The organism is Bacillus pumilus (assembly GCF_900186955.1).
GTDB lineage: Bacteria > Bacillota > Bacilli > Bacillales > Bacillaceae > Bacillus > Bacillus pumilus.
In genome coordinates, this window is record NZ_LT906438.1 from 1,544,051 (window position 1) to 1,571,049 (window position 26,999).

The 26,999-nt window shown below is 42.0% G+C and carries 27 protein-coding genes; all 27 read left to right on the forward strand.

Annotated elements, in window-relative coordinates; translation table 11 throughout:
* The first annotated feature begins 71 nt into the window (after positions 1-71).
* The 27 genes from sdaAB (at position 72) to topA (ending at position 26,999) form a co-directional block, all read left to right on the forward strand.
* Entirely contained in the window at positions 72-734 is a 663-nt protein-coding gene (gene sdaAB, locus CKW02_RS07780; protein WP_003212160.1) for an L-serine ammonia-lyase, iron-sulfur-dependent subunit beta, read from the forward strand.
* A 20-nt stretch (positions 735-754) separates the two neighbouring features.
* Positions 755-1,657: an L-serine ammonia-lyase, iron-sulfur-dependent, subunit alpha gene (gene sdaAA, locus CKW02_RS07785; protein WP_034620038.1), complete on the forward strand. Its 903-nt coding sequence runs from the start codon at positions 755-757 to the stop codon at positions 1,655-1,657.
* Positions 1,635-3,683: an ATP-dependent DNA helicase RecG gene (gene recG / locus CKW02_RS07790; protein ID WP_003212407.1), complete on the forward strand. Its 2,049-nt coding sequence runs from the start codon at positions 1,635-1,637 to the stop codon at positions 3,681-3,683. The genes sdaAA and recG overlap by 23 nt, the downstream gene beginning before the upstream one ends.
* Positions 3,684-3,795: 112 nt before the next feature.
* On the forward strand, positions 3,796-4,362 hold the full coding sequence (fapR, locus tag CKW02_RS07795) for a transcription factor FapR (protein ID WP_003210820.1): 567 nt from the start codon (positions 3,796-3,798) through the stop codon (positions 4,360-4,362).
* Positions 4,363-4,377: 15 nt separating this feature from the next.
* Positions 4,378-5,376: a phosphate acyltransferase PlsX gene (plsX, locus tag CKW02_RS07800; RefSeq protein WP_003211133.1), complete on the forward strand. Its 999-nt coding sequence runs from the start codon at positions 4,378-4,380 to the stop codon at positions 5,374-5,376.
* Positions 5,377-5,391: 15 nt separating this feature from the next.
* Positions 5,392-6,336, forward strand: coding sequence for an ACP S-malonyltransferase (gene fabD, locus CKW02_RS07805; protein ID WP_003211326.1), 945 nt, complete (start codon positions 5,392-5,394; stop codon positions 6,334-6,336).
* A complete protein-coding gene (gene fabG / locus CKW02_RS07810) occupies positions 6,336-7,079 on the forward strand; it encodes a 3-oxoacyl-[acyl-carrier-protein] reductase (protein ID WP_050945057.1) in 744 nt (247 codons plus the stop codon). The genes fabD and fabG overlap by 1 nt, the downstream gene beginning before the upstream one ends.
* A gap of 81 nt (positions 7,080-7,160) precedes the next feature.
* A complete protein-coding gene (gene acpP, locus CKW02_RS07815) occupies positions 7,161-7,394 on the forward strand; it encodes an acyl carrier protein (RefSeq protein WP_003212028.1) in 234 nt (77 codons plus the stop codon).
* Positions 7,395-7,578: 184 nt separating this feature from the next.
* Positions 7,579-8,322, forward strand: coding sequence for a ribonuclease III (gene rnc / locus CKW02_RS07820; RefSeq protein WP_003211549.1), 744 nt, complete (start codon positions 7,579-7,581; stop codon positions 8,320-8,322).
* A gap of 105 nt (positions 8,323-8,427) precedes the next feature.
* Entirely contained in the window at positions 8,428-11,988 is a 3,561-nt protein-coding gene (gene smc / locus CKW02_RS07825) for a chromosome segregation protein SMC (protein WP_003211380.1), read from the forward strand.
* A 22-nt stretch (positions 11,989-12,010) separates the two neighbouring features.
* Positions 12,011-12,997 (forward strand): signal recognition particle-docking protein FtsY, encoded by a 987-nt coding sequence (gene ftsY, locus CKW02_RS07830; protein ID WP_003211188.1) that lies wholly within the window; start codon positions 12,011-12,013, stop codon positions 12,995-12,997.
* Between the two features lie 142 nt (positions 12,998-13,139).
* The gene (locus CKW02_RS07835) at positions 13,140-13,472 is read left to right on the forward strand and encodes a putative DNA-binding protein (protein WP_003210763.1); all 333 of its coding nucleotides are present in this window, start codon (positions 13,140-13,142) and stop codon (positions 13,470-13,472) included.
* A 13-nt stretch (positions 13,473-13,485) separates the two neighbouring features.
* Positions 13,486-14,826, forward strand: a complete 1,341-nt coding sequence (gene ffh / locus CKW02_RS07840; protein ID WP_003211019.1) for a signal recognition particle protein — start codon at positions 13,486-13,488, stop codon at positions 14,824-14,826.
* 105 nt (positions 14,827-14,931) lie between these two features.
* The gene (gene rpsP, locus CKW02_RS07845; protein WP_003212139.1) at positions 14,932-15,204 is read left to right on the forward strand and encodes a 30S ribosomal protein S16; all 273 of its coding nucleotides are present in this window, start codon (positions 14,932-14,934) and stop codon (positions 15,202-15,204) included.
* The gene (locus tag CKW02_RS07850; RefSeq protein ID WP_012009937.1) at positions 15,204-15,449 is read left to right on the forward strand and encodes a KH domain-containing protein; all 246 of its coding nucleotides are present in this window, start codon (positions 15,204-15,206) and stop codon (positions 15,447-15,449) included. The genes rpsP and CKW02_RS07850 overlap by 1 nt, the downstream gene beginning before the upstream one ends.
* A 103-nt stretch (positions 15,450-15,552) precedes the next feature.
* Positions 15,553-15,939: a YlqD family protein gene (locus CKW02_RS07855; RefSeq protein ID WP_003211186.1), complete on the forward strand. Its 387-nt coding sequence runs from the start codon at positions 15,553-15,555 to the stop codon at positions 15,937-15,939.
* Between the two features lie 8 nt (positions 15,940-15,947).
* Positions 15,948-16,472: a ribosome maturation factor RimM gene (rimM, locus tag CKW02_RS07860; RefSeq protein ID WP_003210936.1), complete on the forward strand. Its 525-nt coding sequence runs from the start codon at positions 15,948-15,950 to the stop codon at positions 16,470-16,472.
* Positions 16,469-17,203: a tRNA (guanosine(37)-N1)-methyltransferase TrmD gene (gene trmD, locus CKW02_RS07865; RefSeq protein WP_003211682.1), complete on the forward strand. Its 735-nt coding sequence runs from the start codon at positions 16,469-16,471 to the stop codon at positions 17,201-17,203. Before rimM ends, trmD begins: the two co-directional genes overlap by 4 nt.
* A 137-nt stretch (positions 17,204-17,340) precedes the next feature.
* Positions 17,341-17,688, forward strand: a complete 348-nt coding sequence (rplS, locus tag CKW02_RS07870; RefSeq protein WP_003212364.1) for a 50S ribosomal protein L19 — start codon at positions 17,341-17,343, stop codon at positions 17,686-17,688.
* An 88-nt stretch (positions 17,689-17,776) separates the two neighbouring features.
* Positions 17,777-18,625, forward strand: a complete 849-nt coding sequence (ylqF, locus tag CKW02_RS07875) for a ribosome biogenesis GTPase YlqF (protein WP_050945052.1) — start codon at positions 17,777-17,779, stop codon at positions 18,623-18,625.
* A 76-nt stretch (positions 18,626-18,701) separates the two neighbouring features.
* Positions 18,702-19,466 (forward strand): ribonuclease HII, encoded by a 765-nt coding sequence (locus CKW02_RS07880; protein WP_003210902.1) that lies wholly within the window; start codon positions 18,702-18,704, stop codon positions 19,464-19,466.
* Positions 19,467-19,493: 27 nt separating this feature from the next.
* Positions 19,494-21,230, forward strand: coding sequence for a hypothetical protein (locus CKW02_RS07885; protein WP_003212009.1), 1,737 nt, complete (start codon positions 19,494-19,496; stop codon positions 21,228-21,230).
* Positions 21,227-21,502, forward strand: a complete 276-nt coding sequence (locus CKW02_RS07890; RefSeq protein WP_003211418.1) for a FlhB-like flagellar biosynthesis protein — start codon at positions 21,227-21,229, stop codon at positions 21,500-21,502. The genes CKW02_RS07885 and CKW02_RS07890 overlap by 4 nt, the downstream gene beginning before the upstream one ends.
* Positions 21,503-21,678: 176 nt before the next feature.
* Positions 21,679-22,839 (forward strand): ADP-forming succinate--CoA ligase subunit beta, encoded by a 1,161-nt coding sequence (sucC, locus tag CKW02_RS07895; protein ID WP_003211841.1) that lies wholly within the window; start codon positions 21,679-21,681, stop codon positions 22,837-22,839.
* 22 nt (positions 22,840-22,861) lie between these two features.
* Positions 22,862-23,764 carry a succinate--CoA ligase subunit alpha gene (gene sucD, locus CKW02_RS07900; RefSeq protein ID WP_003212080.1) on the forward strand — a complete coding sequence of 301 codons (903 nt, stop codon included), beginning with the start codon at positions 22,862-22,864 and terminating at the stop codon, positions 23,762-23,764.
* 63 nt (positions 23,765-23,827) lie between these two features.
* Positions 23,828-24,730: a DNA-processing protein DprA gene (dprA, locus tag CKW02_RS07905; protein WP_003211145.1), complete on the forward strand. Its 903-nt coding sequence runs from the start codon at positions 23,828-23,830 to the stop codon at positions 24,728-24,730.
* A gap of 193 nt (positions 24,731-24,923) precedes the next feature.
* Positions 24,924-26,999, forward strand: coding sequence for a type I DNA topoisomerase (gene topA / locus CKW02_RS07910; RefSeq protein WP_003212237.1), 2,076 nt, complete (start codon positions 24,924-24,926; stop codon positions 26,997-26,999).

Sequence of the window (26,999 nt, forward strand, 5' to 3'; positions counted from 1 at the left end):
AAACGATTGAATCCATTAGTCTAAAGAAAGAACCAAACCAATATGTGAGTGGTTATGAGAGGGGAAGACCTATGAAATTTAGAAGTGTGTTTGATATTATTGGACCCGTCATGATTGGTCCATCAAGTTCGCACACAGCGGGTGCGGCTCGAATAGGAAGAGTGGCTCGCAGCTTATTTGGAAGAGAACCGAAGCGAATTGTCGTTTCATTTTATGGCTCTTTTAAAGATACGTATAAAGGACATGGTACAGATGTCGCCATGATCGGCGGCGTTCTTGACTTTGATACATTTGATGAACGCATCAAAACAGCGATCGATATTGCAAAAAGCAAAGGGATCGACATTGAATTTAAAGAAGAAGATGCGGTACCAGCGCATCCGAATACAGCAAAAGTAGAGATATCAGATGCGAACGGAAGCCTTGAATTAATCGGGATTTCCATCGGCGGTGGTAAAATCGAAATTACTGAACTGAATGGCTTTGAGCTCAGACTTTCAGGAAATCATCCTGCCATTCTTGTGGTTCATAACGATCGCTACGGCACGATTGCGGCAGTCGCCAACGTGTTAGCGAAATTCGCCATCAACATCGGTCATATGGAAGTGGCGCGTAAAGATGTCGGGCAAGAGGCTCTGATGACCATCGAAGTGGATCAAAATATTGACCCAGCTGCCTTATCAGAACTTGAAACACTGCCAAACATTATTCAAGTCACACAAATTGCAGAGTAACAACAAGGAGGTTATGAATGATGTTTAAAAACGTCAAAGAACTCGTGCAGCTAACAGAAGAACGGAATACCTCCATTTCAGAAATCATGATTACGCAAGAAATGGAAGTAACAGGGAAATCACGTGAAGATATTTTCTCCCAGATGTACCGCAACCTAGAAGTGATGGAACAAGCCGTAGAAAACGGGCTAAAAGGTGTGAAATCATTATCCGGTTTAACAGGCGGAGATGCGGTCAAACTTCAAGCGTATATCGCATCAGGCAAAACATTGTCTGGTCATACGATATTAGATGCTGTTAGTAAGGCAGTGGCAACAAATGAAGTCAATGCCGCAATGGGGACGATCTGTGCAACGCCTACAGCAGGCTCAGCAGGTGTTGTGCCAGGTACGTTATTTGCAGTAAAACAAACATTAAAGCCAACAAAGGAACAAATGGTCAGATTCCTATTCACTTCTGGCGCATTTGGTTTTGTTGTGGCCAATAATGCGAGCATCTCTGGTGCAGCAGGCGGCTGTCAGGCTGAGGTAGGCTCAGCATCAGGGATGGCGGCAGCAGCCATTGTCGAAATGGCAGGCGGTACACCTCAGCAATCTGCTGAAGCAATGGCGATTACACTGAAAAATATGCTTGGACTTGTTTGTGACCCAGTAGCTGGACTTGTTGAGGTACCGTGCGTAAAACGAAACGCCATGGGTGCATCAAATGCGATGATCGCAGCAGATATGGCACTTGCCGGCATCACAAGCCGTATCCCATGTGATGAAGTCATTGATGCGATGTATAAAATCGGTCAAACCATGCCAACGGCACTTCGCGAAACAGCACAAGGCGGACTTGCTGCGACACCGACAGCAAGAGAGCTTGAAAAGAAGATTTTCGGAGGTGTGACCCCATCTCGTGATACAGAAACTGCAAGATAATGTCTCAGTCCTTAAGGGGATTGGAGAAGAAACCGAAAAAACACTCAATGAACTTGGAATTCACACAGTAGCCGATTTACTTGGCTACTTTCCTTATCGATATGACGACTATGAGCTTCGTAACTTAGAAGAAGTAAAGCATGACGAACGTGTCACAGTTGAAGGAAAAGTGCACAGTGAGCCCGTCCTCACCTATTATGGAAAAAAACGAAGCAGGCTGACATTCAGGCTGCTTGTCGGGCGTTTTCTCATCACAGCAATTTGCTTCAATCGTCCTTATTTAAAACGAAGCCTTGTGTTAGGTGATACGGTATCCGTCACTGGCAAATGGGATAAAAACCGTCAATCGATCATGGTGCAGGAATTTAAAAAAGGGACGCACGAGCAAGATGGCAGTATAGAGCCTGTTTATTCAGTAAAAGAAAATGTAACCGTGAAAATGATGAGGCGTTTTGTCAAACAAGCCTTGTCACTTTATGTAGATAAAGCTGAAGATCCACTGCCAAAGCAGCTTGTCTCTACCTATAAACTCATGTCCTATCAGGAAGCATTAAAAACCATTCACCTGCCAGAAACAAGAGACTCGCTCAAGCAAGCAAGACGCCGCTTTGTGTACGAGGAATTTCTTATTTTCCAGCTGAAGATGCAGGCCATCAGAAAGAAAGAACGAGAAAAAACATCGGGCATCCAGCATCCGTTTTCTAAAGACGCTGTTTTTGAGTTTGTTCACAGTCTGCCATTTCCGCTGACAAAGGCACAATCAAGAGTGCTTGATGAAATTATGTCTGATATGGCGTCCCCGTACCGGATGAACCGTCTGCTGCAAGGGGATGTAGGTTCAGGGAAAACTGCTGTTGCAGCTATTGCACTATATGCCGCTCATTTATCCGGCTATCAAGGTGCATTAATGGTTCCAACAGAGATTTTGGCAGAGCAGCATGCAGATTCCCTTTATCAGCTGTTTGAAAAATGGGGACTAAATATCGCTCTACTAACAAGCTCTGTGAAAGGAAAGCGCCGCAGAGAATTGCTAGAACGTCTAAAAGAGGGCGAGATTGATATATTAGTCGGAACGCATGCGCTCATCCAAGACGAAGTCGAATTTCAGCAGCTCGGTCTTGTGATCACAGATGAGCAGCACCGGTTTGGCGTCGAGCAAAGGAAAAAACTAAGAAGTAAAGGGCAGGACCCAGATGTCTTATTCATGACTGCCACACCTATTCCGCGCACACTTGCGATCACTGTTTTTGGAGAAATGGACGTTTCCGTCATTGATGAATTACCAGCCGGCAGAAAACAGATCGAAACGTATTGGGTCAAGCATGACATGCTTGATAGGATTCTTGCATTTGTAGATAAAGAGCTAAAAAAAGGAAGACAGGCATATATTATTTGTCCACTCATAGAAGAATCGGACAAGCTGGATGTCCAAAATGCGATTGATGTCCACAGCATGCTGACAGAGGCATACCGCGGTAAGTGGTCGATCGGCTTAATGCACGGGAAACTGGCGAGTGATGAAAAAGATCAGGTGATGAGAGACTTTACAGCAAATGAAGTACAAATCCTCGTTTCAACCACAGTCGTTGAAGTGGGTGTCAACGTGCCGAATGCGACCATCATGGTCATTTACGATGCAGACCGCTTCGGACTGTCTCAGCTTCATCAGCTCAGAGGCCGGGTTGGACGCGGAGAGCATCAATCATTTTGTGTTTTAATGGCGGATCCAAAATCGGAAACCGGGAAAGAGCGGATGAGGATTATGTCCGAAACAACCGACGGCTTTGAGCTGTCTGAAAAGGACTTAGAGCTAAGAGGACCCGGTGATTTCTTCGGTAAAAAACAAAGCGGAATGCCTGAATTTAAAGTAGCCGATATGGTTCATGACTACAGAGCACTGGAAACCGCTAGAAAAGATGCGGCAGAACTTGTGCAGTCAGATGCATTTTGGACAGATTCCGAATACAAAGAACTTCGGCAAACACTTGTAGACAGCGGGGTGCTGGGCGGAGATAAATTAAGCTGATCAAGCGCTGGAGGAATTTTCTTGTCTTTTTGAAACAAGGATTGATTTATCATCTATGAGATTATATACTACTATTAGTACCTAGTCATAAATGTACGGATGGTGTCTGCATATGAAACTAAATAAAAAAGAACGTCAAAAGCTTCTCCAGCAAACGATCAGCTCGACTCCGTTCATTACTGATGAAGAATTGGCAAGTAAATTCGGTGTAAGCATTCAAACGGTTCGTCTTGATCGTTTGGAACTGTCAATTCCTGAATTACGCGAAAGAATTAAGCATGTGGCCGAAAAGACATTAGAGGATGAAGTGAAGTCACTTCCGCTGGATGAAGTGATTGGAGAAATGATTGATGTAGAGCTTGATGACCAAGCCATTTCCATTTTAGAAGTGAGAAAAGAGCATGTATTTAGCCGAAACCAAATTGCCAGGGGACATCATCTCTTCGCCCAGGCAAATTCGCTTGCAGTAGCGGTCATTGACGATGAACTGGCTTTAACAGCAAAAGCGAATATTAAATTTACAAGGCAGGTTAAACAAGGCGAACGAGTTGTCTCAAAAGCCAAAGTAGCCTCGCATGATAAAGAAAAAGGCAGAACTGTAGTTGAAGTAAACAGCTATGTCGGTGAGGAAGTTGTCTTCTCAGGTGACTTCGTCATGTATCGCTCAAAACAAAAGTAAAAGGTGGCACGTAATATGAGAATTGCAGTCGATGCAATGGGGGGAGACCATGCCCCTAAAGCCATTATTGACGGTGTGCAAAAAAGCTTAACGGCATTTTCAGATATCGAGATTACACTTGTCGGCGATGAAAATAAAATCAAACCATACATAACAAATAACGAGCGCATCACGATTTTAGATGCAAAAGAAGTCATTGAACCGACAGATGAACCAGTGCGTGCAGTTAGACGTAAAAAGGATTCATCTATGGTGAAAATGGCGCAAGAAGTATCCGAAGGACGAGCAGATGCTTGTATTTCAGCAGGAAACACTGGCGCACTCATGACAGCAGGACTGTTTATCGTAGGAAGAATTGATGGCATCGATAGACCGGCACTTGCTCCAACACTGCCAACACTTGATGGCAGTGGGTTTTTATTACTAGATGTCGGCGCAAACGTTGATGCCAAACCAGAACACCTTGTGCAATATGCGATGATGGGTTCAATCTACGCAGAGCGTGTTTTTCCAAAGAGCAATCCGCGTGTAGGATTGTTAAATGTAGGAACAGAAGATAAAAAAGGCAACGATCTCACAAAAAAAACCTTTGAATTATTGAAAGCATCAAATTTGAATTTCGTAGGAAATGTGGAGTCTCGTGATTTACTAGAAGGTGTAGCTGATGTCGTTGTCACAGATGGTTTCACAGGAAATATCGCCCTGAAAACGATTGAAGGCACAGCTCTTTCTGTCTTTAAAATGCTGAAAGAAACATTAACATCCAGCTTCACAGCAAAAATAGCGGCTGGCATGATGAAGCCGAAATTGATGCAGATGAAGTCTAAAATGGATTACTCCGAATATGGCGGTGCCGCTTTATTTGGTTTAAAGGCACCTGTCATTAAAGCGCACGGTTCCTCTGATGAAAACGCCATTTTTCATGCCATTCGTCAGGCACGTGATATCGTAGAAAAAGACGTTTCAGCCATCATTCATCAAGAGGTCCAAAAAGAAACCACGAACGAGTCTTAATGGAGGTATAGCAGCATGACTAAAATTGCATTTTTATTCCCTGGCCAAGGCTCTCAAAAAATTGGCATGGGAAAAGATTTATTTGACCAAGAAGAAGTATCTAAAGCTGTATTTGAAGAAGCAGACAAGACCCTCGGTTTTGACTTATCTTCAATGATTTTTGAAGGAGATGCAGAAGAGCTGACGCTCACTTATAACGCGCAGCCAGCTCTTTTAACGACAAGTATCGCCATCTTAAAGAAATTTGAAGAGAGCGGAATCAAAGCAGATTACGCAGCAGGACATAGCCTTGGTGAATATACGGCCCTCGTTGCGGCAGGCGCACTTTCGTTTCAAGATGCTGTCTATGCAGTGAGAAAACGCGGCGAATTAATGAACGAAGCTGTTCCGGCAGGAGAAGGCGCTATGGCAGCGATCCTTGGCTTAGATCAAGCTGCGCTTTTAGAAGTGACAAAAGAAGTGACAGAGAGTGGTCATCTTGTAGAACTCGCTAACTTAAACTGTCCTGGTCAAATCGTGATCTCTGGTACAGCAAAAGGGGTCGAACTCGCTTCAGAGAAAGCGAAAGAAAAAGGCGCAAAACGTGCGATTGCCCTTGAAGTGAGTGGACCTTTCCATTCTGCCTTAATGAAACCAGCCGCTGAAAAATTCACAGATGTTCTGTCAAAGCTAAACATTACAGATGCCAAAACACCAGTGATCTCAAATGTCACAGCAGACATCGTTACATCTCGTGATGCTATTGAAACAAAGCTCATTGAACAATTGTATTCTCCTGTTCGATTTGAAGAAAGTGTAGAACGTCTGATTGATTTAGGCGTGACAACGTTTATTGAAATTGGCCCAGGCAAAGTGCTTTCAGGTCTTGTGAAAAAGGTCAATCGCCGCCTGACAACTATTTCAGTTTCAGATCAGGAAACAATTGAAGCAGCCATTGAAACATTGAAGGAGGATTCTTGATGCTTACAAATAAAACAGCCGTTGTAACAGGTGCATCACGCGGGATTGGCCGTTCTATTGCGATCGATTTAGCAAAGAATGGTGCAAATGTTGTCGTCAACTATTCTGGAAACGAAGCAAAAGCAAATGAAGTCGTAGACGAAATCAAAGCACTTGGCCAGCAGGCATTTGCCGTTAAAGCTGATGTTTCAAATGCTGAAGAAGTACAATCGCTCATGAAACAAGCGATTGACACATTTGGCTCAATTGACATTCTTGTCAATAATGCAGGGATCACAAAGGATAACCTGCTCATGAGAATGAAAGAAAATGAATGGGATGACGTCATTAACATAAACTTAAAAGGTGTCTTTAACTGTACAAAAGCCGTGACACGTCAAATGATGAAACAGCGCAGCGGAAGAATCATCAACTTGGCTTCAGTAGTTGGCGTATGTGGAAATCCTGGACAAGCAAACTATGTTGCAGCAAAAGCTGGTGTCATCGGATTAACGAAAACAACAGCAAAAGAGCTGGCAACTCGTCATATTACAGTCAATGCAGTAGCACCAGGCTTTATTTCTACAGATATGACAGACAAGCTTGATGAGAATGTACAAACTGAAATGCTTAAGCAGATCCCGCTTGCACGCTTTGGTGCACCTGAAGATATTAGCAACGTTGTTGTCTTTTTAGCTTCAGAAGGAGCAGGTTATATTACAGGCCAAACCATCCAAGTAGATGGCGGAATGGTCATGTCCTAAGAAATATCAAAATTTCATTAGGTTTTCTCTAGTTTTTTAAAAACGAATCAACTATAATACTTTGAGGGGAGGTGAAAGGCAATGGCAGACGTATTAGAGCGTGTATCAAAAATTATTGTAGACCGCCTTGGCGTTGATGAGGCTGACGTGAAAATGGAAGCTTCATTTAAAGAAGATTTAGGCGCTGATTCCCTTGATGTAGTTGAGCTAGTTATGGAACTTGAAGATGAGTTCGATATGGAAATTTCTGACGAAGATGCTGAAAAAATTGCAACAGTCGGTGACGCTGTGAACTACATAAATAGCCAGCAATAAGCGTAACAAAGTCCCGTCTGTTTTCATGACGGGACTTTCAAAATTTATGTTAGTTTCAACATATTCAGCTGATCAATTGTCAGCCTTTTTCAGATGCTAAGGAGCAATGTTTCCTTGCATGTAGAAAGAGAGACTCCATATAATCAGTATCCTTAAAGGCGATTAAGCCTACCTGGAGGTTGCTATGCCAAAACAATATAAAGACAAACAGAAACAGAGCAAAAAACTAGAGCAATTTAGAGAATTCCAGCAGCGTATTTCTGTACACTTTCAAAATGAAAAACTTCTATATCAAGCCTTTACGCATTCCTCTTATGTGAATGAACACCGGAAAAAGCCATACGAAGATAATGAAAGACTTGAATTTCTAGGAGATGCTGTTTTAGAATTGACCATCTCTCAATTCTTATTTGCGAAATACCCTGCGATGAGCGAGGGAGATTTAACAAAACTAAGAGCAGCGATCGTATGTGAACCGTCACTTGTGTCTCTGGCACATGAGCTGTCCTTCGGAGACCTTGTTCTTTTAGGAAAAGGCGAAGAAATGACAGGCGGGAGAAAACGCCCAGCGCTTTTAGCGGACGTATTCGAGGCGTTTATCGGGGCACTTTATTTAGATCAAGGGCTTGAGCCAGTGGAGCGATTCCTAGAAGCCTATGTTTATCCGAAAATTAATGATGGAGCGTTCTCGCATGTCATGGACTTTAAAAGCCAGCTGCAAGAATTCGTTCAGCGCGATGGAAAAGGTGTACTTGAATACCACATTCTGCATGAAAAAGGACCAGCACACAACCGGGAATTTGAAGCAAATGTCTCCCTTCGCGGAGAAGTGCTTGGAATTGGAAATGGCCGCAGTAAAAAAGAAGCAGAACAGCATGCTGCACAGGAAGCACTTGCTAAATTGCAGAAACATCATATGAACCAATAAAATCCCCCTCGTCATTCAGGGGGATTTCACTCTGTTTTCCATCATCTTTTTTCACTTCATATGGTAAGATAATAGTACTTTAAATACATAAGGAGGATCACTCTCATGTTCCTCAAACGTTTAGACGTGATAGGATTCAAATCTTTTGCACAGCGAGTGACCGTGGACTTTGTCAAAGGGGTCACCGCTGTTGTTGGACCAAACGGAAGCGGCAAAAGTAATATTACCGATGCCATCCGCTGGGTACTTGGAGAACAATCAGCGAAAAGCCTCCGCGGAGGAAAAATGGAAGACATCATTTTTGCAGGAAGCGACTCAAGAAAAAGAGTCAATCTAGCAGAAGTGACTTTAACGTTAGATAACGAAGATCACTTTTTACCGATCGATTTTCACGAAGTCAGTGTGACAAGAAGAGTCTATCGTTCAGGAGAAAGTGAATTTCTCATAAACAATCAATCTGTCCGCTTAAAAGATATTATTGAACTTTTCATGGATTCAGGTCTTGGAAAGGAAGCTTTTTCGATCATCAGCCAAGGAAAGGTAGAGGAAATTCTATCTAGTAAGGCAGAAGAGAGAAGAAGCATCTTTGAAGAAGCGGCTGGTGTTTTGAAATATAAAACAAGAAAGAAAAAAGCCGAGAATAAACTGTTTGAAACGCAGGACAACTTAAACCGAGTAGAAGATATTCTGCATGAACTAGAAGATCAAGTAGAACCATTAAGAATGCAGGCATCTATTGCAAAGGACTATTTGCAAAAAAAAGAAGAGCTTGAAAATGTCGAAATCGCCTTAACTGTCCATGACATCGAAGCACTTCATGAAAAATGGACAACACTTGGTGAAGCTGTCGAGCGGTTCAAACAAGATGAAATGAAGCAATCCACAGATATTCAAGCAAAAGAAGCTAAAATTGAAGAGTCAAGAGACCGCATTCAAGCACTTGACGAATCAATTAATGACCTGCAAGAAGTTCTTCTTTTCACAAGTGAGGAATTAGAAAAGCTTGAAGGTAAAAAAGAAGTACTAAAAGAACGGAAGAAAAATGCAGCCGCAAACCAAGGGCAGCTAGAAGAAACGCTCATTCGCTTAACTGAAAAGCAGGCGCAGCTAATCGAAAAGATTCAGCAGCAGAAAATCGCGCGGGACAGCCTTCAAAAAGAAGTGCAGCAGCTAAAAGATGAAGTGAAAACAAAGCAGCATCAACTGTCGCTTCATACTGAAGATGTGGAAGGTCAAATTGAACAGCTGAAAAGCGATTATTTTGATCTGCTCAATGAACAGGCTTCCATCCGCAACGAACGCAAATTATTAGAAGAACAGCAGCGCCAAGCGGCCATGCAGCTAGATCGGCTCACGCAAAACAACCAAAAACACATTGAAGAACGTGTGTCTGTCAAAGAGAAGAAAACAGAGGCTGAGCAGCAGCTTTCAGCCATAGAAGAAGACATTCTGGCTCAGGTCAAGCGTTTTAGAGAAGCGGAACAAAAGCTTGAGCAAATGAAACGTCAATACGAGAAAAAAGAAACGGCTCTTTACCAAGCCTATCAATATGTGCAGCAGGCAAAGTCAAAAAAAGAGATGCTAGAATCCATGCAGGAAGACTTCTCAGGCTTTTTCCAAGGAGTAAAAGAGGTCTTAAAGGCAAAAGAACGGTTAGGCGGTATTCACGGTGCCATTGCAGAGCTGATTCAAACAGATCAGCAGCATGAGACAGCGATTGAAATCGCGCTAGGCGCAGCAACGCAGCACGTCGTCACAGAAAACGAAGCCGCAGCGCGACAAGCAATTGCATACTTAAAGCAGCACTCCTTTGGACGAGCAACCTTCCTGCCAATGAATGTGATCAAAGAAAGAACCATTCAGCATAGAGACGTCCAAACAGCCGAGCAGCACGCTGCATTTATCGGTGTAGCAAGTCACCTTGTTTCCTTTGAAGAAAAGTATCAAAAGGTCATACAGAACTTGCTTGGAACGGTTCTGATCGTTAGAGACTTAAAAGGCGCCAATGAACTGGCAAAAATGCTTGGTCATCGTTATCGCATCGTGACCCTTGATGGAGATGTTGTGAACCCCGGCGGTTCAATGACTGGTGGCGGTGTAAAGAAAAAGAACAACTCCCTTCTTTCAAGAAACCGAGAGATCGAAACATTAACAAAGCAGCTTGTTAAAATGGAAGAAAAAACGACGATCCTTGAAAAGGAAACAAAAGAAACGAAGCAATTGATTGCAGCAAACGAAAGTCAATTAAACGAACTGCGTCAGCGGGGAGAAACGCTTCGAGAACAGCAGCAAGAGCTCAAAGGGAAGCTATACGAACTGCAAGTAGCAGAAAAAAATATTAATGCCCACCTTGAACTCTATGACCAAGAAAAAGAAGAATTGCAGCTGCGTTCTACTGAACTTACAGATAAGGACAAAAAGCAGGCAGCTCTTGAAGTTTCTATAGGGGAGAAATTGACCACCCTTGATCAAGAGATCAATACATTAACAAAGCGTAAGCAGACCCAAAGCTCAACGAAAGAAACCATTTCTGCCGAATTAACAGAGCTGAAAATCTCGCTTGCCAAAAAAGAGCAGTCCTTAGCGAATGAACAAGAAAAGCTTTCGAGCTTAATGGCCGAATTAGAAGAGGCTGAACAAACGCTGACGGAAACAAAAGAAGATCTGTCACTCTTAACAAGTGAAATGACATCTAGCTCAAGCGGAGCAGAACAGCTGGAAGAAGCGGCGAAAGAGAAGCTGGAAAATAAAAACAAAACAACCGCGCTCATTTCAGAGCGGCGCAAACAGCGTCTTGCTCTTTCTGAAACGTTAGAATTTGCTGAACGTGAACTGAAAGAACAAAAACGCCTTTACAAGCAGCTCACCACAAGCTTAAAAGATGAAGAAATTAAGCTTGGCCGTATGGAAGTTGAGCTCGACAACCTCATCGCTTATTTGAACGAAGAGTATGCTCTTTCGTTTGAAGGGGCAAAAGAGATGTATCATCTAACGTTATCGCCAGATGAAGCAAGAAAACGAGTGAAGCTGATCAAATTAGCCATTGAAGAGCTAGGAACAGTGAACTTAGGCAGCATTGATGAGTATGAACGAGTAAATGAACGCTACCTTTTCTTAACAGAACAGCGAAATGATCTGACAGAAGCGAAAAATACATTATTCCAAGTGATCGAAGAAATGGATCAAGAGATGACAAAGCGCTTCTCTGAAACATTCTCGCAAATTCGGGGGCATTTTGAATCAGTTTTCCAAGCATTATTTGGCGGCGGGAAAGCAGATCTTAAGCTGACAGATCCAAACGATTTACTAAACTCTGGCGTTGATATTGTCGCGCAGCCGCCAGGGAAAAAGCTGCAAAACTTAAGCCTTCTTTCAGGCGGTGAGAGAGCATTGACAGCGATCGCTTTACTATTCTCTATTTTAAAAGTCAGACCTGTTCCATTCTGCGTGTTAGATGAGGTAGAAGCGGCGCTTGATGAAGCCAATGTTTTCCGCTTTGCACAATATTTAAAAAAATACAGCGAAGAAACACAATTCATAGTCATTACGCACCGCAAAGGAACAATGGAAGAAGCAGATGTGCTCTACGGTGTTACGATGCAGGAGTCAGGTGTTTCTAAGCTTGTATCTGTCAAACTAGAAGAAACGAAAGAGCTTGTCCAGTAATTAAAGGAGGTTTTTGAACCAAATGAGCTTTTTTAAGAAATTAAAAGAAAAATTTACGCAGCAAACCGATTCAGTATCAGAAAAGTTTAAGGATGGACTTGAAAAAACGAGAAACTCCTTTCAAGGAAGAGTAAATGAACTCATTTCACGCTACCGTAAAGTTGATGAAGACTTTTTTGAAGAATTAGAAGAAGTTCTGATCGGCGCGGATGTCGGTTTCACAACGGTGATGGAACTGATTGATGAGCTGAAAAAAGAAGTGAAACTAAGAAACATTCAAGACCCAAGTGAAGTACAATCGGTCATCTCTGAAAAACTGGTTGAAATCTACAATAGCGGAGAGGAACAAATCTCTGCGCTGAATATTGAAGACGGGCGATTAAATATCATTTTATTTGTCGGTGTCAATGGCGTTGGGAAAACAACGACGATCGGCAAACTTGCAAATAAGCTGAAAAATGATGGGAAATCCGTCATTTTGGCAGCAGGTGATACATTCCGTGCCGGTGCGATAGAGCAGCTTGAAGTATGGGGAGAGCGTTCAGGTGTCCCTGTTGTCAAACAGACGGCTGGCTCTGACCCAGCAGCGGTGATCTATGATGCCGTTCAATCAGCAAAAGCGAAAAATGCGGATGTCCTTATCTGTGATACAGCAGGAAGACTACAAAACAAAGTCAACTTGATGAAAGAACTGGAGAAGGTCAAGAGAGTCATTGAACGCGAGGTTCCAGATGCACCGCATGAAGTGCTGCTCGCTCTTGATGCAACAACGGGTCAAAATGCGATGGCACAAGCGAAAGAATTTTCTAAAGCGACGAATGTGACAGGAATTGCTTTAACAAAGCTTGACGGCACTGCAAAAGGCGGGATTGTCCTTGCAATTCGAAATGAGCTAAACATCCCCGTGAAGCTCGTCGGTTTAGGTGAAAAGGTAGACGATCTGCAAGAATTCGATGCAGAATCGTATGTGTATGGATTATTCTCAGACGTGATTGATCAAGAGGACTAACAAAAATGCCGGCAAAAATTGCTGGCATTTTTATTTATACGCCGCTTCATGCAGTGACAAGATAAAAACTTGACACACAGTAAAGAACCGTGTAAACTTAGTTGATGTAAAGGGAATGAACTTAACAAAGGGGAGAGAGCCCATGACGCTTGAAAAAACAACGAGAATGAACTACTTGTTTGACTTCTATCAATCGTTGTTAACCGCAAAGCAAAAGAGCTACATGTCGCTTTACTACCTAGACGATTTTTCCCTCGGTGAAATTGCGGATGAATATGAAGTATCAAGACAGGCTGTTTATGATAATATTAAACGGACTGAAGCGATGCTTGAACAATATGAAGAAAAGCTGCTCTTGTTTAAGAAATTTAAAGAGCGTAAAGAACTTCTCAAAAAAATGAGTGAGCTCGTAGCAGATTCCGCTCAGATGGAAGAAGCAGAAGCTTTAATTGAATCGCTTGAGAAATTAGATTAGGAGGCGGCACAGTATGGCATTTGAAGGATTAGCCGACCGACTGCAGCAGACGATTTCAAAAATCCGCGGCAAAGGAAAAGTGTCAGAACAAGATGTAAAAGAAATGATGCGCGAGGTACGCCTTGCCCTTCTTGAAGCTGACGTCAATTTTAAAGTAGTCAAAGACTTTGTGAAAAAAGTAAGTGAGCGGGCAGTTGGACAAGAGGTCATGAAAAGCCTTACCCCTGGACAACAGGTCATTAAAGTTGTAAAAGAAGAACTCACTGAATTAATGGGCGGAGAAGAGAGTAAAATCGCTGTAGCGAAAAAATCTCCGACCGTCATTATGATGGTTGGTCTTCAAGGGGCAGGTAAAACCACCACAACTGGGAAGCTTGCCAATTTACTTCGCAAAAAACATAATCGCCAGCCGATGATGGTGGCTGCAGATATTTACAGACCAGCAGCGATCCAGCAGCTTCAAACGCTGGGGAAACAGCTTGATATGCCTGTGTTTTCATTAGGTGATCAAGTCAGTCCTGTCGAGATTGCCAAACAGGCAATTGAAAAAGCGAAAGAAGAACACCATGATTATGTCATTTTAGATACAGCAGGACGCCTTCATATTGATGAAGAATTGATGGATGAACTTCAGAAAGTAAAAGAAGTAGCGAGTCCAGAAGAAATTTTCCTTGTTGTTGACTCTATGACAGGTCAAGATGCTGTTAATGTAGCGAAAAGCTTTAATGAACAGCTTGGTTTAACAGGTGTCGTTCTAACGAAACTAGACGGGGATACACGAGGCGGTGCAGCACTTTCCATTCGAGCTGTCACCAATACGCCGATTAAATTCGCCGCGCTAGGTGAAAAGCTTGACGCGATTGAACCATTCCACCCAGAACGGATGGCTTCAAGAATTCTTGGCATGGGAGATGTGCTTACACTGATTGAAAAAGCACAGGCAAACGTGGACCAAGATAAAGCGAAAGAGCTTGAACAAAAAATGCGGACCATGAGCTTTACACTCGATGATTTCCTCGAGCAGCTTGGCCAAGTTCGTAACATGGGTCCACTTGATGAATTGATCCAAATGATGCCGGGAGCCGGTAAAATGAAAGGGCTCAAAAACGTCCAAGTAGACGAAAAGCAGCTCAATCACATCGAAGCGATCATAAAATCAATGACGACCGAGGAAAAAGAACAGCCAGAGGTCATCAATGCAAGCCGAAGAAAACGGATTGCAAAAGGAAGCGGAACATCTGTACAGGAAGTCAATCGCCTTTTAAAGCAATTTGACGAAATGAAAAAGATGATGAAGCAAATGACCAACATGTCCAAAGGAAAGAAAAAAGGCTTTAAATTACCATTTATGTAATTGGTTATACATGATAAAACCGTTGTTAAGAAAAAACACTTTACAAACCCTTTTATCATTGTTAATATACTATCTTGTTGAAATATTTTCGGAGGTGCTAGTAAAATGGCAGTAAAAATTCGTTTAAAACGTATGGGATCAAAAAGATCTCCTTTCTATCGTATTGTAGTAGCAGATTCTCGTTCACCACGTGACGGTCGTTTCATCGAAACAGTTGGAACATACAATCCAGTGTTATCACCAGCTGAGGTGAAAATCAACGAAGAATTAGCTCTTAAATGGCTTCAAAATGGTGCGAAACCATCTGATACAGTTCGCAACCTTTTCTCAAGCCAAGGAATTCTTGAAAAATTTCATAATGCGAAAAACAGCAAATAATGAATGAGCTGTCCTTGGAAGAATTGATTGTATCCATCGTCGAGCCACTTGTTGATTTCCCTGAAGATATTCACGTATCTTCATTAGAAAAAGATGAGCAAGTGATTTACACACTGTCTGTCAATGCTGAAGATACCGGAAAGGTGATCGGAAAGCAGGGACGTACAGCGAAAGCGATACGAACAGTCATGTTTGCAGCAAGTGCAGAGTCTTCTAAGAAAGTTCAACTTGAGATTGCTGACTAAAAAGGGAGAGGGCTTAGGACCTCCCCTTTTTTTACACGTTTAAATCTATTTTTCGTTATAATGTAGAGGACAAATGCCTTCGGATAGGGGGACAAAAAGGAAGATGCAGATCATTCAACATGTCACCGTCATGCAAGTATTAACTGAAAGCAGTAAGGACAAACTGTTAACGACTTTTTTGGAGAAAAAAGAAAGACTAGAACGTGAATGCAATCAACTATATTTTCAACTGAAAAAACATGAAAAAGAACCACATCAGCAAGAAGCCATCCCTCAATTCCAAAAAGCCATCGATAAACGGCAGGAGAAAATCCAGCAAATTGACTTTCAAGTAGAGCAGCTGCATATTTTGCCGCTTGGAAGTGAAATGAAAGAGACAGAAGTGGATGCGCTGGTTGAAGTGAACATAGGTGATAAATGGGATGACAAGATGCAAGACAATGTCATCGTCGTGAAAGACGGCACCATTGTGGAAATACGTCAGGGGTGATTGAGAACATGGTACAAGAATGGTTGAATGTTGGAAAGATTGTCAATACACACGGAGTGCGCGGAGAAGTACGCGTCGTGTCAAAGACAGATTTCCCAGAAGAACGTTACAAAAAAGGAAGCGTCCTCTATATTTTTAAGCAAGGTCAAGGGGAGCCGCTAAAAGTCACTGTCGCATCACATAGGCAACACAAACAGTTTGATTTGCTCACATTTGAAGAAATTAGCTCATTAAATGAAGCAGAGCTATTGAAAGAATCAATCTTAAAAGTAGAAAAAGAACATCTCGGCTCTTTAGATGAAGGAGAGTTTTATTTCCACCAAATCATTGGCTGTGAAGTATACGATGAAGAGGATCAGCTTGTCGGCCAAATCAAAGAGATTTTAACACCAGGGGCAAATGATGTCTGGGTGGTCGGAAGAAAAGGCAAAAAAGATGCCCTAATTCCTTATATCCCATCTGTCGTCAAAAAGATCGATATCGCATCCAAAACCATACACATTGAAGTGATGGAAGGACTCATTGACGAATGAAAATCGACTTCTTAACACTTTTTCCTGAAATGTTCGAAGGTGTGCTCCACTCATCGATCTTAAAAAAGGCACAGGAGAAAGAAGCTGTCTCATTCAATGTTGTCAATTTTAGAGAGTATTCAGATCATAAGCACAAAACAGTAGATGATTACCCATATGGCGGCGGTGCTGGTATGGTACTGAAAGCACAGCCCGTATTCGATGCGGTAGAAGATTTAACGAAGAAAGCAAGCAAGAAGCCCCGAATTATTCTTGTCTGTCCTCAAGGAGAAAGATATACACAAAAGAAGGCAGAGGAACTTGCAAAAGAAGAACACCTTATGTTCATTTGCGGCCATTATGAAGGCTACGATGAGCGCATCAGGGAGCATCTTGTCACAGATGAAATCTCAATCGGAGATTTCGTTCTCACAGGCGGAGAGCTGCCAGCGATGATGATTGCAGACAGTGTGGTCAGGCTTTTGCCTCATGTGCTTGGAAAAGAAGCGTCTCACATTGAAGATTCATTTAGTACAGGTTTGCTAGAGCATCCTCACTATACAAGGCCAGCCGATTATAAAGGACTAAAAGTGCCGGAAGTGCTCCTCTCTGGAAATCATGCCAAAATTGAAGAGTGGCGGCGCAAAGAATCCTTGAAGCGAACCTATACAAGAAGGCCAGATTTGATCGATTCATGCAAAACGTTAACAGATGAAGAAAAAAGATGGCTTTGGCAGCTTCATAATGACTAGATTGTATTGCACACTGCATAGAGGTATGGTATGATACTACTTGTGACTTGGACGGCTTGCCGATTCAAGTTTGAAAACGATGTTCCGCTGCAATGAAGAAAGAGGACATGAGCATCTGTTGGAAGGAGTTGAAAACGATGCAACATTTGATTGAAGAAATCACAAAAGAACAATTACGCACTGATCTTCCTGCGTTCCGTCCTGGTGACACTTTACGTGTACACGTTAAAGTTGTCGAGGGTACTCGTGAGCGTATCCAGATCTTTGAAGGTGTTGTAATTAAGCGTCGTGGTGGTGGAATCAGCGAAACTTTCACAGTTCGTAAGATTTCTTACGGTGTAGGCGTTGAGCGTACATTCCCTGTACACACACCAAAAATCGCTAACATCGAAGTTGTACGTCACGGTAAGGTACGTCGTGCGAAACTTTACTACCTACGTGAACTTCGCGGTAAAGCGGCTCGTATCAAAGAAATCAGACGATAATGATATCAAAGGAAAGAGCTTGTTACCTGTAACAGGCTCTTTTTTTGTACGATGTATAGAGATAATCGATAGAAGAGAAGGTGCACATATGACGATTCAATGGTTTCCAGGCCATATGGCAAAAGCAAGACGTGAAGTCACAGAAAAATTAAAGCTCATCGACATCGTATTTGAATTAACTGATGCTAGAATTCCGATGTCCTCTAGAAACCCAATGATCGAAGAAATCCTTCAGAATAAACCCAAAATCATGCTATTAAACAAAGCAGATAAAGCGGATCCTCGTGTGACAAAGGAGTGGCAGGCGCACTTTGAGCAGCAAGGCGTTCGGTCACTTGCTATTAACTCTGTCGATGGACAAGGGTTAAATCAGATCATCACAACTTCAAAAGAAATCTTAAAAGAAAAATTCGACCGCATGAAAGCAAAAGGTGTTAAACCACGTGCAATCCGGGCGCTGATTATCGGGATTCCCAACGTCGGGAAATCGACCTTAATCAATCGTTTAGCGAAAAAGAACATTGCCAAAACAGGAGACCGTCCTGGTATTACCACCTCACAGCAATGGGTGAAGGTAGGGAAAGAATTGGAACTGCTCGATACACCTGGAATCCTCTGGCCGAAGTTTGAAGATGAGAAAGTAGGACTTAGGCTAGCGGTAACTGGAGCGATCAAAGATTCTATCATCAACTTACAGGATGTCGCTGTATATGGACTTCGCTTTCTAGAAGAAAACTATCCAGAGAGATTAAAAAAACGCTATGACCTAACGGAGATCCCTGAAGATACGGCTGAGCTGTTTGATGCAATAGGTACAAAGCGCGGCTGTCTCATGAGCGGTGGATTGATTAATTACGACAAAACCACCGAAATCATTATTCGGGATATTCGAACAGAAAAATTTGGTCCCCTCACTTTTGAGAAGCCTGAAAGCTAAAAGACACGCAGCTCATGCGGGTCTTTATTTTTTGCGGAAAACTGCCGATATAAAGAAGGAGGCTGACGAAAAGCCTATGTACACAGTGAAACAAATAAAAGAACTGATAGAAAAGCATTCGCAAGACGAGTCATACATTCATGAGCTTGTAAAAGATGATAAGAGAAAAAGTGTCCAAAAACTGATAGAGAAGTGGCACAAAGAGAGAGAAAAGCAGCAGCAACTTCATGTAGCATGGAATGAGATGCTGCAATTTGAAAACAATGCTAAGGCGCAGGGATACACATGTATTGCTGGAATAGATGAAGCAGGAAGAGGACCGCTGGCAGGCCCCGTTGTAGCAGCAGCTGTCATATTAAAGGAAGATACAGTCCTGCTCGGTTTAAACGACTCAAAGCAATTATCTGAGAAAAAAAGATTGGCATATTATGACCTGATCCAAAAAGAAGCACTTGATATCGGTATCGGCATTGTTGATGCGGCTACGATTGATGAAATCAATATTTACGAGGCATCAAGACTGGCGATGGTGAGAGCGGTGGAGCAGTTAACTCATACACCTGATTATCTACTCATAGATGCCATGACGCTCCCACTTCCTATTCACCAGGAGAATATCATCAAAGGAGATGCAAAAAGTGCATCCATCGCAGCAGGTGCATGTATTGCAAAGGTGACAAGAGATCAGATGATGGAAGAATACGGGCGTAAGTACCCTGAGTATCAATTTGAAAAACATAAAGGGTACGGAACAAAAGAGCATTTGGCTGCCATTCAAACACATGGAGCTGCCCCAATCCATCGATTATCGTTTGCACCAGTGAAATCCGTTATCTCATAAATTTTTGACCTAAGGAGGCTGCCTGTGATGACAAGAGTTGAGGACATACATACAGCACTGAATAGCCGGTTAAGTGCGGCAGAATCTGTGCCATTAAACACCGAAGGAAAGGAAAATGTGCATCGGCTGATTCTCGGTAAAGTACTGAAAATGCTTGGAGATGATACAGCCCTTGTTCAAATAGGCTCAACAAAAATAAAAGCACAGCTAGCGGCTCAGCTTAAAGCAGACGCATTTTATTGGTTCCAATTTGAACAAGAGGGTGGAGACAGCCTCAATAAACTAAGGCCAGTCCAGCAATTTGATCAAGATCCTAAGACATTAAAGGATGCCGCTGCCAAACTATTAGAAGGTCTCTCTCTGAAAAGCGGACTTGAAAACATTCTAACAGCCACAGCTTTTTTAAAAGAAAAATCGGTTATCAACGAAACAGAGTTAAAAACGGCAGTGAAGTGGATCGAACAGCTTCAAGGAGCTGATGTGAAAAAAGGTCTCCAGGCACTTCTATTTGCTTTAAAGAAAGACTTGCCGATCCAGGAAGGAGTGCTTCAATCCATTTTAGCTGTGAAATCATCCTCTGCTCTTCATCAGGATATGACAGCGCTGCTAGAACGCTTAACACAGCTCCCGAAGCACTCAGACGCCACACAGGCGCTTACACAAGCCGTTCGATCAGTCATAGATGCTGAGACGTCTGTCCATGCAGAAAAGCTCTTATCGGTCCTTCTAGCAGCGAGAGAAGGGGCGACGAAGCAAGGAGGAAGTCTGCCTGTAACGCCTCAGCCCAATCTGACTCAACCAAAAGAAAATAGCCAAACTCCAATCGCTCAAGAGCGTCAGACGACCCAAGTTCTTCAATCTAACGTGCAGCAATCAATAAGCCCAAAAGAGCTGCAAATCCCGCCTCAGCAAATTGAGCGGATACTTACAAGTTTAATAAAACAAGGCGCAGATGGGCAGCAAGAGCCTAGCTTAAAACAGCTCACATCATTGCTGCAAGGGCTTCAGCAGGCTGGATCTCAGCCTGACGCAAAAGCATCTGTGCTTCAAAAAGAATTTCCGTTCCTGTCAAAAACAGAGGCAAAAGCATTGGCTCAGGTGGTGCAGCAGACGGAACCCGCATTAAGCAATAAAACCGATGTGCTCGATTTACTCATGACGATGAAAAAGGCAATAGGTGTACGTGACGAAATCGGTATGCTGAAACTACTCGAAAAAGGCAACCAGGATGTAAAAAATCAGGAGCTTCACCAATTAAAGCTCGTCTTAAATGATGTGAGACAGTCCGATTTACCAGAGCCCGTAAAAAAAGAAGTCGATCAATTGTTTCATAGATTGAACGGGCAGTTATTTGTGCAGCAAGAGAACCAAACCATCAGCCAAATGATGGTCTCTTATCCGCTCTTTTCAAAACATAGTGTTCAAGACTTAACCTTTATTCTAAAAGGACATAAGAAAAAAGATGGCTCTATTGATATTTCTCAGTGTCGCCTTATGTTTTACTTAAACATGGAAAACCTCGAAGAAACATTAATCGACTGTACGATTCAGCAAAAGGTCATGTCAATTACAGTTGAAACCGGTCATGAACTTCAAGGAACCATTAATCCAATGATTCCAGCAGTTCGGGAGAATTTAAATGCCTTGGGATACAGCCTTACGGGAATTACAGCAAAGAAGAGACAAGAGCCAGTAGATCCGTCTCACTTTCTAGATGAACACTTTCATAAAATCAGCGAGAAAGGGCTGGACTTACGAGTATGAAGGATTCAAAACCGCTTAGAAGGGCGGTCGCTCTACATTATGATGAAGAAAAACAAAAGGCGCCAAAAGTCGTTGCAACAGGGAGCGGCTATGTAGCAGACCATATTATTGAAGAAGCAAAAAAGTCGGGAGTTCCTATCCAAGAAGACCGTAATTTAGTCGAACTCATGCGCCACTTAACGCTGGATGAGGAGATCCCTGAAGCGTTATACGATACTGTAGCAGAAATATTTTCGTTTATCTATAGGTTAGATCAAAAAATGAAAAAATAAGGTAAAATAAGTGTTTTGAATGAAAAATTTATATTTTTAATAAAATAAAAGTTTGAATGTTTAGAAGGATTTTACGATTTTACATAGAACCCTAGACATTCTCTTTTTTATTCTTTAAAATGAAAGCGCAGTCTATTTTATAATTTTTGTTTCTACATATGTTGGGAGGATGGGAAATGAATATCCATGAGTACCAAGGAAAAGAAATCCTAAGAAAATATGGGGTTTCAGTTCCAAATGGTAAAGTAGCATTTACACCTGATGAAGCAGTGAAAGCATCAGAAGAGCTAGAAAGCTCTGTATATGTCGTAAAAGCACAGATTCATGCAGGCGGCCGTGGTAAAGCAGGCGGGGTAAAAATTGCAAAAACAAAAGATGAAGTGAAAGGGTTTGCAGAGGAATTGCTCGGCAAAACACTTGTCACACATCAAACTGGGCCTGAGGGGCGCGAAATAAAACGCTTACTTATTGAAGAAGGCTGCGATATTCAAAAGGAGTACTACGTTGGACTTGTTTTGGACAGAGCGACATCAAGAATTGTATTGATGGCTTCTGAAGAAGGCGGTACTGAAATTGAAGAAGTAGCAGAAAAAACGCCAGAAAAAATCGTCAAAGTGGTCATCGACCCAGCGATTGGATTGCAAGGCTATCAGGCGAGAGAAGTAGCGTTTAAAATTAATATTCCAACAAAATTAGTTGGCCAAGCTGTTAAGTTTATGACAAGTCTTTACAATGCGTTCGTTGAAAAAGATTGTTCAATTGCTGAGATTAATCCACTTGTTGTAACAGGCGATGGAAAAGTCATGGCACTTGATGCGAAATTAAACTTTGATAGCAATGCCTTATATAGACAAAAAGATATATTAGAATACCGTGACCTTGATGAAGAGGATCCAAAAGAAATTGAAGCATCTAAATATGATCTAAGCTACATTTCTCTAGATGGAAATATTGGCTGTATGGTCAATGGTGCAGGTCTTGCGATGTCTACAATGGATATCATCAAGCATTACGGCGGGGACCCTGCAAACTTCCTGGATGTTGGCGGCGGTGCAACAGCTGAAAAAGTAACGGAAGCATTTAAAATCATCTTATCTGATCAAAATGTAAAAGGGATTTTCGTGAACATTTTTGGCGGCATCATGAAATGTGATGTCATTGCAGAAGGTGTCGTTGAAGCGACGAAACAAGTCGGCTTAACATTACCACTCGTTGTACGTCTTGAAGGAACAAACGTTGAATTAGGGAAGAAAATCCTGAGCGATTCAGGCTTAAATATCACTTCTGCTGAGTCTATGGCTGACGGGGCAGAAAAGATTGTATCTTTAGTCAAGTAGAGCAGAAAGGCAGGGAACCTAAATGAGTGTATTTATTAATAAAAATACGAGAGTAATTGTTCAGGGGATTACCGGTTCAACCGCATTGTTCCATACAAAACAAATGATTGAGTACGGAACAAATATTGTTGGCGGTGTCACACCTGGAAAAGGTGGAACTGAAGTAGAAGGAGTTCCTGTATTTAATACAGTATCTGAAGCTGTTCAAACAACTGGAGCAAATGCTTCTGTTATCTATGTACCAGCACCATTTGCAGCAGATGCCATTTTAGAGGCTGTTGATGCAGAAGTCGATCTAGTCATTTGTATTACAGAACATATTCCAGTACTTGACATGGTCAAAGTAAAACGGTATATGGAAGGGAAAAAGACAAGACTTGTTGGCCCTAACTGCCCAGGTGTCATTACACCTGAAGAATGTAAGATTGGGATCATGCCAGGCTACATTCATAAAAAAGGTCATGTGGGGGTTGTTTCTCGTTCTGGAACGCTTACATATGAAGCGGTACATCAGCTTTCAGAAGCTGGCGTTGGTCAATCGACAGCTGTAGGAATCGGCGGAGACCCTGTCAATGGGACAAACTTTATTGATGTATTAAAAGCATTCAATGAAGACCCTGATACACATGCTGTCATTATGATCGGTGAAATTGGCGGTACGGCTGAAGAAGAAGCAGCTGAATGGGTAAAAGCAAATATGACAAAGCCAGTTGTTGGCTTTATTGGCGGTAAAACGGCGCCTCCAGGAAAACGCATGGGACATGCTGGTGCCATTATTTCTGGTGGTAAAGGAACAGCTGATGAAAAAGTAAAAACAATGCGTGAATGTGGAATTGAAGTGGCAGAGACACCATCTGTCATGGGAGAAACTTTGATTAAAGTACTAAAAGAGAAGAATCTCTTTGAAGCTTGTAAAACGCATTAATGACACAAGAAGACTTGTTCTTTGACAAGTCTTCTTCTTTCTATCTTAAACAGGAGGAATGGTATGTACAACGTGTCCGAAAGAATGATTTTTCACCGCTTAAAAGGCCTCATCTCACCCTCTTTGTTAACAAAATGGTGGAAAGTCGATCCTGAGCTATATATAAATGAAGAAACACATCATTTCAAACAGGATCGATCATTACAAACAATCGACTTTACCCGCTTAAAACAAGCCGAAGAAAAAGAATTCCCCATTTTTCAACACATCGTTCAAGCCTATTTAAAGCAAAACATTCACATGATTCCCATCACATCACCCTTATATCCCAGCACACTAAAACATATTTATGATCCTCCCCCTGTGTTATTCCTAAAAGGAAACATATCGTATTTAAATGAAGAAAAAAGTTTAGGTGTAGTAGGCACACGAGTTCCATCGTCTTATGGAGAAGCATGTGTGAAGAAAATTGTTGGTGATCTTGTAAAGGAAGAGTGGACGATTGTCAGTGGCTTAGCAAAAGGCATTGATGGACTTGCACATAAAGAGTGCATTAGGAATAAAGGGAAAACGATCGGTATTATAGCAGGCGGATTTCAGCACTTATACCCAAAAGAACATGTGCAAATGGCTGAATACATGGGCGAGCATCATTTGCTTTTATCCGAGCATCCGCCTTACGTCAAACCAGAAAAGTGGCATTTCCCCATGAGGAATCGTTTAATTAGTGCGCTCACAAGTGGAACCATCGTGATTCAGTGCAAAGAAAAGAGCGGTTCACTCATTACCGCGTATCAAGCACTTGAGCAAGGCAAAGAGGTATTTGCGGTTGCAGGATCAATCTTTGATCCTAATTCCACAGGTCCAGCCAGACTTATACAGCAGGGAGCAAAGCTTGTTCATTCAACGAAGGATATTTTAGAGGAATTCTCCTTCCGCAGCGTTCAATATACTGAACTCTCATAAAAATATCGTTTGACAAAAGACATAGGAATATTTAATAATAGTGAGGATTTAAGTTTACACTTTGTTTTTCGTGTTTATAATGATGTTCATCATAAAGAATTTTTCATGATTGCCTGTTAGATAGGTGCAATTAACATAAATATGAATTGTGAAATGTATAAAGAGAGAACACCTCTTAAGGGGGATTTTGAGTATGGCTGATTATTTAGTCATCGTTGAGTCGCCAGCCAAGGCGAAAACGATTGAGCGTTATTTAGGTAAAAAGTATAAAGTAAAGGCTTCAATGGGGCACATAAGAGATTTACCGAAAAGTCAGCTTGGTGTTGACACTGAGCATGACTTCGAACCGAGGTATATTACAATTCGCGGGAAAGGCCCCGTATTAAAAGAATTAAAAACAGCTGCGAAAAAAGTAAAGAAAGTCTATCTCGCAGCTGACCCCGATAGAGAGGGAGAAGCGATTGCTTGGCATTTAGCGCATAGTCTTGACCTTGACCTCTCTTCTGACTGCCGCGTTGTCTTTAACGAGATTACAAAAGATGCTATTAAAGATTCCTTTAAGCATCCACGCATGATCAATATGGATTTAGTTGATGCACAGCAGGCAAGACGGATCTTAGATCGTCTCGTTGGGTATAAAATTAGTCCGATTTTATGGAAGAAAGTGAAAAAGGGCTTAAGTGCTGGTCGTGTTCAATCAGTTGCACTCCGCCTGATTATTGATCGCGAGAATGAAATTAATGAATTTAAACCAGAAGAATACTGGACAATTGACGGTACATTCCTAAAAGGAAAAGAAAGCTTCGAAGCGAGCTTCTTTGGCGTCAATGGCAAAAAGCATCCACTGAAAACAAAAGAAGATGTAAAAGAAATCCTTTCGAAACTAAAAGGGAGCAAATTCTCTGTAGAGAAAGTGACGAAAAAAGAGCGTAAACGCAACCCAGCTGTTCCGTTTACAACATCTACTTTACAGCAGGAAGCTGCGAGAAAATTAAACTTCCGTGCGAAAAAGACGATGATGATTGCACAGCAATTATATGAAGGAATTGATCTTGGTAAAGAAGGTACAGTCGGACTCATTACATACATGAGAACGGACTCAACACGTATTTCCAATACGGCGATTGAAGAAGTATCTGCTTTCATTGATCAGACGTACGGTAAGAATTTCTTAAATACAACAAAACGAACCGCTAAAAAGAATGAAAATGCACAAGATGCTCACGAAGCCATCAGACCGACATCTACGCTAAGAAAACCAGCAGATGTCAAACATGTTTTAAGCCGAGATCAACTTCGTCTGTATAAATTGATTTGGGAACGATTCGTCGCAAGCCAAATGGCGCCGGCTGTTCTTGATACAATGAGTGTGGACCTTGATAATAACGGGCTTACATTCCGTGCTAACGGAAGCAAAGTGAAATTCCCTGGATTCATGAAGGTATATGTAGAAGGGAAAGACGACCAGCTAGAAGAAAAGGACAAAATGCTGCCTGATCTTAAAGAAGGTGATACGGTTCTTTCAAAAGATATCGAACCTGAACAGCACTTCACGCAGCCGCCTCCGCGCTACACTGAGGCAAGACTTGTCAAAACGCTTGAAGAGCTAGGTATAGGCCGTCCGTCTACGTATGCACCAACATTAGATACGATTCAAAAGCGCGGCTATGTCGCACTTGATAATAAACGGTTTATCCCAACAGAGCTTGGGGAAATTGTTCTCAACTTAATCATTGAATTCTTCCCTGAAATCATTAACGTGGAATTCACAGCGAAAATGGAAAAAGAACTTGATAGCGTTGAAGAAGGTACGATCGAATGGGTTCGTATTATCGACAGCTTCTATCAAGACTTTGCAAAACGGGTCGAAAAAGCGGAAGCAGAAATGCAAGAAGTTGAGATTGAGCCTGAATACGCCGGAGTTGACTGTGAAGAGTGTGGACATCCGATGGTATACAAAATGGGTCGATACGGTAAGTTCATGGCTTGCTCTAACTTTCCTGACTGCCGTAACACAAAACCAATTGTGAAAGATATTGGTGTGAAATGCCCGACATGTCATGAAGGAAACATTGTTGAACGAAAATCTAAGAAGCGCCGCATTTTTTATGGCTGTGATCGTTTTCCAGAGTGTGAATTCGTCTCTTGGGACAAACCGATTGAAAGAAAGTGTCCAAAATGCGAAAATATGCTTGTAGAGAAAAAGCTGAAAAAAGGCATGCAAGTTCAATGTGTGAACTGTGATTATAAAGAGGAACAACAAAAATAG

What these genes read in the sequence shown, in the direction of transcription:
- sdaAB (WP_003212160.1), top strand. Translation starts at nt 72, where the DNA reads ATGAAATTTAGAAGTGTGTTTGATATTATTGGACCCGTCATGATTGGT.
- CKW02_RS07885 (WP_003212009.1), top strand. Translation starts at nt 19,494, where the DNA reads ATGACAAGAGTTGAGGACATACATACAGCACTGAATAGCCGGTTAAGT.
- fabG (WP_050945057.1), top strand. Translation starts at nt 6,336, where the DNA reads ATGCTTACAAATAAAACAGCCGTTGTAACAGGTGCATCACGCGGGATT.
- ftsY (WP_003211188.1), top strand. Translation starts at nt 12,011, where the DNA reads ATGAGCTTTTTTAAGAAATTAAAAGAAAAATTTACGCAGCAAACCGAT.
- ffh (WP_003211019.1), top strand. Translation starts at nt 13,486, where the DNA reads ATGGCATTTGAAGGATTAGCCGACCGACTGCAGCAGACGATTTCAAAA.
- rnc (WP_003211549.1), top strand. Translation starts at nt 7,579, where the DNA reads ATGCCAAAACAATATAAAGACAAACAGAAACAGAGCAAAAAACTAGAG.
- rplS (WP_003212364.1), top strand. Translation starts at nt 17,341, where the DNA reads ATGCAACATTTGATTGAAGAAATCACAAAAGAACAATTACGCACTGAT.
- trmD (WP_003211682.1), top strand. Translation starts at nt 16,469, where the DNA reads ATGAAAATCGACTTCTTAACACTTTTTCCTGAAATGTTCGAAGGTGTG.
- fapR (WP_003210820.1), top strand. Translation starts at nt 3,796, where the DNA reads ATGAAACTAAATAAAAAAGAACGTCAAAAGCTTCTCCAGCAAACGATC.
- CKW02_RS07890 (WP_003211418.1), top strand. Translation starts at nt 21,227, where the DNA reads ATGAAGGATTCAAAACCGCTTAGAAGGGCGGTCGCTCTACATTATGAT.
- CKW02_RS07855 (WP_003211186.1), top strand. Translation starts at nt 15,553, where the DNA reads ATGCAGATCATTCAACATGTCACCGTCATGCAAGTATTAACTGAAAGC.
- CKW02_RS07880 (WP_003210902.1), top strand. Translation starts at nt 18,702, where the DNA reads ATGTACACAGTGAAACAAATAAAAGAACTGATAGAAAAGCATTCGCAA.
- sucC (WP_003211841.1), top strand. Translation starts at nt 21,679, where the DNA reads ATGAATATCCATGAGTACCAAGGAAAAGAAATCCTAAGAAAATATGGG.
- acpP (WP_003212028.1), top strand. Translation starts at nt 7,161, where the DNA reads ATGGCAGACGTATTAGAGCGTGTATCAAAAATTATTGTAGACCGCCTT.
- sucD (WP_003212080.1), top strand. Translation starts at nt 22,862, where the DNA reads ATGAGTGTATTTATTAATAAAAATACGAGAGTAATTGTTCAGGGGATT.
- CKW02_RS07835 (WP_003210763.1), top strand. Translation starts at nt 13,140, where the DNA reads ATGACGCTTGAAAAAACAACGAGAATGAACTACTTGTTTGACTTCTAT.
- sdaAA (WP_034620038.1), top strand. Translation starts at nt 755, where the DNA reads ATGTTTAAAAACGTCAAAGAACTCGTGCAGCTAACAGAAGAACGGAAT.
- fabD (WP_003211326.1), top strand. Translation starts at nt 5,392, where the DNA reads ATGACTAAAATTGCATTTTTATTCCCTGGCCAAGGCTCTCAAAAAATT.
- smc (WP_003211380.1), top strand. Translation starts at nt 8,428, where the DNA reads ATGTTCCTCAAACGTTTAGACGTGATAGGATTCAAATCTTTTGCACAG.
- ylqF (WP_050945052.1), top strand. Translation starts at nt 17,777, where the DNA reads ATGACGATTCAATGGTTTCCAGGCCATATGGCAAAAGCAAGACGTGAA.
- dprA (WP_003211145.1), top strand. Translation starts at nt 23,828, where the DNA reads ATGTACAACGTGTCCGAAAGAATGATTTTTCACCGCTTAAAAGGCCTC.
- plsX (WP_003211133.1), top strand. Translation starts at nt 4,378, where the DNA reads ATGAGAATTGCAGTCGATGCAATGGGGGGAGACCATGCCCCTAAAGCC.
- rpsP (WP_003212139.1), top strand. Translation starts at nt 14,932, where the DNA reads ATGGCAGTAAAAATTCGTTTAAAACGTATGGGATCAAAAAGATCTCCT.
- CKW02_RS07850 (WP_012009937.1), top strand. Translation starts at nt 15,204, where the DNA reads ATGAATGAGCTGTCCTTGGAAGAATTGATTGTATCCATCGTCGAGCCA.
- rimM (WP_003210936.1), top strand. Translation starts at nt 15,948, where the DNA reads ATGGTACAAGAATGGTTGAATGTTGGAAAGATTGTCAATACACACGGA.
- topA (WP_003212237.1), top strand. Translation starts at nt 24,924, where the DNA reads ATGGCTGATTATTTAGTCATCGTTGAGTCGCCAGCCAAGGCGAAAACG.